This window comes from Streptococcus hyovaginalis DSM 12219, assembly GCF_000420785.1.
Classification (GTDB): Bacteria; Bacillota; Bacilli; order Lactobacillales; family Streptococcaceae; genus Streptococcus; species Streptococcus hyovaginalis.
Genome location: NZ_ATVP01000027.1, coordinates 1 through 4879, shown reverse-complemented (window position 1 = coordinate 4879; position 4879 = coordinate 1). Strand labels below are relative to the sequence as shown.

Genomic DNA, 4879 nt, shown 5'->3' with positions numbered 1-4879 from the left:
TTGTGCGTAGACAAAAAATAGTATCCCTCAGAAAGGTTGATTTGTCAGTCTTTCTATTTTTTATTTCCCATTTATTTGTCATAAAATATTGACACAAAAGTTTATAATTAGTGCACTATTGACAAATAAATTGATATTTAATGCATTTAATGTTATATTATTTTATGATAAAGCGTTTACAAAGAGGTGCTTCAATGAGACTAAGAAATGAAATAGTTAAACCAGTTAAACCTAAGTTTTCAGCAACTAGAGCATATGGAAATAATAGGTATATCGTCTATAGTCCTAAATTAAATAGAGATCTTATCGTATACAGCAACCTAGAATACCAGTGTTTTCTGTTACTTGAATTTGATAGTAATGTTTCATTTTATTGTGAACAGCCAGATTTAAATATTTCTTACAGTATTAATGGTAATATAAGAAAATCTATTGTAGATTTTCTAAAAAAAGATAGCGCTGGTATTACTATTATAGAATGTAAACCATCAATAGAATTAGAAAAAAAGGAAGTTATAGAACAAATACATATTCAAAAAGAATGGGCTATATTACAAGATTTTTCTCACGAAGTGTTTACCGAAAAATTATTAGGCGAGAAGCAAAATATGATAGAGAACTTAAAAATGTTACATACTGCTTTGATACAATATTCTGTCCAAGAACACTATTTTGTCAGAGAAAGTGTGTTATTTTTTCTAAAAGAAAATAAAAACTCTTCGATTCAACATCTACTTAATTATTGTCCCAATATATCCGAAAGAACTGTTTTTCCAATACTTGCTAAATTGTTCCATGAAGGAAAAATAACAATCTTAATTTCTTCGAAAATAGGCTTGGAAACAGAGGTGAGTATCAATAATGAGAAATAAGTTGAAAAATATGAAGATACCCGAAAAATATTTAGATGTGAAATCATGGGAAGCAGTAGACACTTCACATTTATCAAAGAAAGAGTTAACGGACTTTTTGTGCAAAAAAGAAGCAATTGATCTTTATTTTTTGACTAACATCCCAATAAAAGATATTTGCAAGTCCTCATGTATCTCTCCTCGGACATTGTATCTTCTCATAGAACGATGTTTGACATTTAAAAAACGTGGTAATATTTACGGATATTCGGCTATTTTACCATACGCCAGAGTTAACAATAGCCAACAAAAGTTCGAGGTTTTTATTTCTCAACATAATGAATTAAATGACTTAATAGAAAAAAAGTTTAAAACTTATAAACTTAAAAAAACTACTAATTTTCGAAAAATACATCAATTTGTTTTGAAGTGGTGTTACCGAAACGGTATTACAAAGAACGAATATCCATTTACTTTATCAGATAACGGCTATCGTTCTTTATTAAGATATTATAATGAATGGTCAAACACTCAGGATTTATTTGAAAAAGAAAAATTTTCAAAAATAACAATAGAACAACTTCCCAAAAATTGTCTATCTCCATTAATTGAGGTAGAAATAGATGGCCATAGAATTGATGCTTATTTTATAACCGAATTCCAAACACCCTCAGGAACATGGAGAGAAGCAGTCATCGAGCGTCCTTGGTTATTATGCACAATAGATCGCTCTACACGCTGTGTTTTAGGATTTGAGCTTGTCCTCAAATCAGAGTACGATTCAATGGATGTATTGTCTTGTATTGAGAAGAGTGTTATTCCCATAACTAATGAGGAAATACCTGAAACACTTTCAATTAAGACTTTTCCTAACCAAGTTTTTCCTCAAATTGAATATGCACTGTTTGACGAACTTTATTTAGACAATGCGAAAGCACATTTATCAGATTCTCTTTTGAATACCCTTATCAAAAAAATGGGTACTAAAGTTTGCTTTGGAAAAGTTGCAGAACCTACTAGAAGAGGAATTATTGAGCGGTTCTTTAAAACTTTAGAAGAAAAAAGCTTTCATCAATTACCATCAACTACAGGTTCATCTCCTACAGACCCTAGACGTCAATCACCTGAAAAAAAAGCCAAACAATACCATATATCAATTGATGATTTAGAGAAAATAACTTATCTGGCTCTATATGAATATAACAATACCCCACATAGCTCGCTCTATGGTAACAGTCCTTTGGAGGATTTTAGACAAAAATTAAATAGTAGGTTATACACGTATCTTCCAATTACTCTAAGAGACGGGAATGCTTTCCATCTCCTCAAAGATTCAAGGACTGTAGTAGCTAATAATAAAGCTTCGTATCTACATATTAATTACGCTGGAGCTAAGTACACTAGTCAGAAACTTAATGGAGATAAGATGATGATAGGTGAAAAATTACTTCTTCAAATTAATTTTAAAGATGTTAGGGTTATTAAAGCGTTCTATAGTTCAGGAGAATATTATGATGATTTATTTGTCGAAAAAAAGTGGCGTGGAAGAAAACATAATTTAAAAGAAAGGAAATTAATTAATAAGCTATCCAGGGAAGGAGAATTTACTCAATTAAACCAACTAAATATTTTAGAAACATACGATAACTATTTAGTTAATAAAAATATTATTAATAAAAAAACAGGTTCACGAATAGCAAATATTAAACAAAATATCTCAGAAGAATCTCCCAATAATATCTCTGCTCACTTAGCTACAGCAACAGATAAAGACAATAATAAAAGAGATATACATGAAAAAGAGCTAAAAAATCATCGAAAACTAAGAGGAAAACCTATTGAAATAAAAGGTCTTAATTTATAGAAAACGAGGTCCTAGATATGGTTCTTAAGCATCCTGTAGAATCAGGAAATTATTTAATTCCAACGCCACAAATACAAGAACTTTCTCAAACTATTCAATGGTGGTTGGAAAATCGGATTACTGGAGCTATTATATATGGGAAACCACGAGTCGGAAAAACAAGCGCCATGATATTAATAGGAGAAACCTTATTAAAAAGAACTTATAATATCCCTTATTTTTATATGTCTGCAGTACCAGAATCCAAACCATCTGAATCTTCCTTTTACTCAAATATTTTACAAGCTATTAGGCACCCAAAACCTAATAACCGAAACAAGACTCAAAAAAGAATTCAACTCCTAGACTATCTTTTAGTTATTGCAAGAGATAGCCAGCAAGATCGACTTGTTTTAATGATCGATGAGGCACAAAATTTAACAGAATATCATTATAATTGGCTAATTGGTTTGTATAATGAATTGTATTTTAGAGATATTCAACTTATTACATTATTAGTTGGACAAGAACAATTAAATCTTCAAAAACAATCTTTTTTAGAAATGGGAATGGCTCAAATTGTTGGTCGGTTTATGGTTGATTCACAATCTTTTTGGGGAATAAGGAGCCTTTCTGAAATCAAAGAGATTTTAAATGCATTTGATACTAAAATTGAATTTCCTGAACATTCAGGGATATCTTATACTAAATATTTTTTCAAATCGGGGTTGCAGTTATCTGATTACAGTGAAAATCTCTATACCGCTTTAAAAAATATCAATTTAAAGCATTCTATTAGTCCTCATTGTGAAATTCCTTTATATAGCTTCATACCAATAGTACGCGAGGCCTTACTTCAGTTTGGTGATTCTGGCCAAAAATTATCAACAATTACTGTTTCGGATTGGGAAAATGTCATTAAATCTACAATGTATGTTATATGGATGAAAACAACATGATTGGAATTAACTACTATCAGATTAACACACATTTAAGTCATTGGTGTATTCTTGAAAGATTTAAAAGAATCCATCATCTATATGAGACATCAAAATTTGACTGTTCTAAAATATTTGAAGAACTTTATCAAATCAATTTAGTTAAACGAACAAATGAAATTCGAGAAAACCTTTTTAAACAGTTTATTTATCCAAATCCTTATCATAACACTTTAAGGTACTGTCCGATATGTTTAGGGATAGGGATTCATTTATACGAACATCAAGCTCTCGTTTTTTCTCACTGTTTATTACATCAACATCAACCATTATTAACCACATGTCCAAAATGTCATTCCACAATACACCTTCCTTCTCGATTCTCTAAAAAGCGAGAACCTTTCTCCTGTCAATGTGATTATTGTTTCTTAAAAGAAGATCACCTTAATATTTTATTAGATTACTGGGATAAATATTTACCCTCTGGTTTCAGTAATAAAAGCCTAGAAAAACTCAAATGGAATGTTTTTCCAAGAGACGTTTCAAAGGTGTCAACTAAAGCTTTATCAATGCTATACACTGATTCTTCTAAATATATTTTCAATAGAAGTCTCCACAAATCATTTTCAAGAAGTTTGTTTGATGAAAATGATTTGTATTGTTACAAACATAGAGAGATGATCATAGAAAATTCTTGTCAAAATTTTATTTCTCGTCTATTTAGTGGTAAGATTATCTCAGAACATTATCTTCGATTGTTTCTCAACAAAATTCTTAAAACAGATATTAATGATATCTACAATGATGAAATTATATGTTATTTAGAGAGCAGAAGAAGGCACCAGCAACTATTAAAATCACTGTACAGAACAGTTGATTTATCCGATTGTTATTATGATTTTTTGGATGATTTGATTTTCTATTCTTCTGTCAATAATGCACATCATGGTTCACAAAACTGGTTAATTTATCATTTTATTCAATATTTATATTCGGAAACTTTGAGACAACTTATAGAATGTGATAATCTGTGGCAACCATTCTTATATAGTTTCCATCATTCTGAAAAAGAGCGAAAAGTTCATCTCAATATTCAATATAATAGCTTTTTTTGAAATAGAGACGAGTGCACTAATTATAAACTTTCATGTCACAAAATATTGACACAAAAGTTTATAATTAGTGCACTATTGAAGTGAAATTACATATTTTTGTCAAACTATTATCAGCCTTTATGTCAATACACA

The 4879-nt window shown here is 29.9% G+C and carries 4 protein-coding genes; all 4 read left to right on the top strand.

Translation table 11 applies throughout. From position 1 onward, the window contains the following. Positions 1-164 precede the first annotated feature (164 nt). Genes G574_RS0110455 through G574_RS11565 form a run of 4 tightly spaced genes read left to right on the top strand, consistent with a single transcriptional unit; the run spans position 165 to position 4747 of the window. The gene (locus G574_RS0110455) at positions 165-872 is read left to right on the top strand and encodes a TnsA endonuclease N-terminal domain-containing protein (protein WP_245540414.1); all 708 of its coding nucleotides are present in this window, start codon (positions 165-167) and stop codon (positions 870-872) included. A 10-nt stretch (positions 873-882) separates the two neighbouring features. Next, the gene (locus G574_RS0110450) at positions 883-2715 is read left to right on the top strand and encodes a hypothetical protein (protein ID WP_245540415.1); all 1833 of its coding nucleotides are present in this window, start codon (positions 883-885) and stop codon (positions 2713-2715) included. A 17-nt stretch (positions 2716-2732) separates the two neighbouring features. Continuing rightward, entirely contained in the window at positions 2733-3653 is a 921-nt protein-coding gene (locus G574_RS0110445) for an ATP-binding protein (protein WP_029692126.1), read from the top strand. Further along, positions 3650-4747, top strand: a complete 1098-nt coding sequence (locus tag G574_RS11565; RefSeq protein WP_211209685.1) for a hypothetical protein — start codon at positions 3650-3652, stop codon at positions 4745-4747. Before G574_RS0110445 ends, G574_RS11565 begins: the two co-directional genes overlap by 4 nt. The last annotated feature ends 132 nt before the right edge of the window (positions 4748-4879 follow it).

Excerpts from the sequence above, each read along its gene's own strand:
- G574_RS0110455 (WP_245540414.1), top strand. The coding sequence starts at position 165 with ATGATAAAGCGTTTACAAAGAGGTGCTTCAATGAGACTAAGAAATGAA.
- G574_RS0110450 (WP_245540415.1), top strand. The coding sequence starts at position 883 with ATGAAGATACCCGAAAAATATTTAGATGTGAAATCATGGGAAGCAGTA.
- G574_RS0110445 (WP_029692126.1), top strand. The coding sequence starts at position 2,733 with ATGGTTCTTAAGCATCCTGTAGAATCAGGAAATTATTTAATTCCAACG.
- G574_RS11565 (WP_211209685.1), top strand. The coding sequence starts at position 3,650 with ATGATTGGAATTAACTACTATCAGATTAACACACATTTAAGTCATTGG.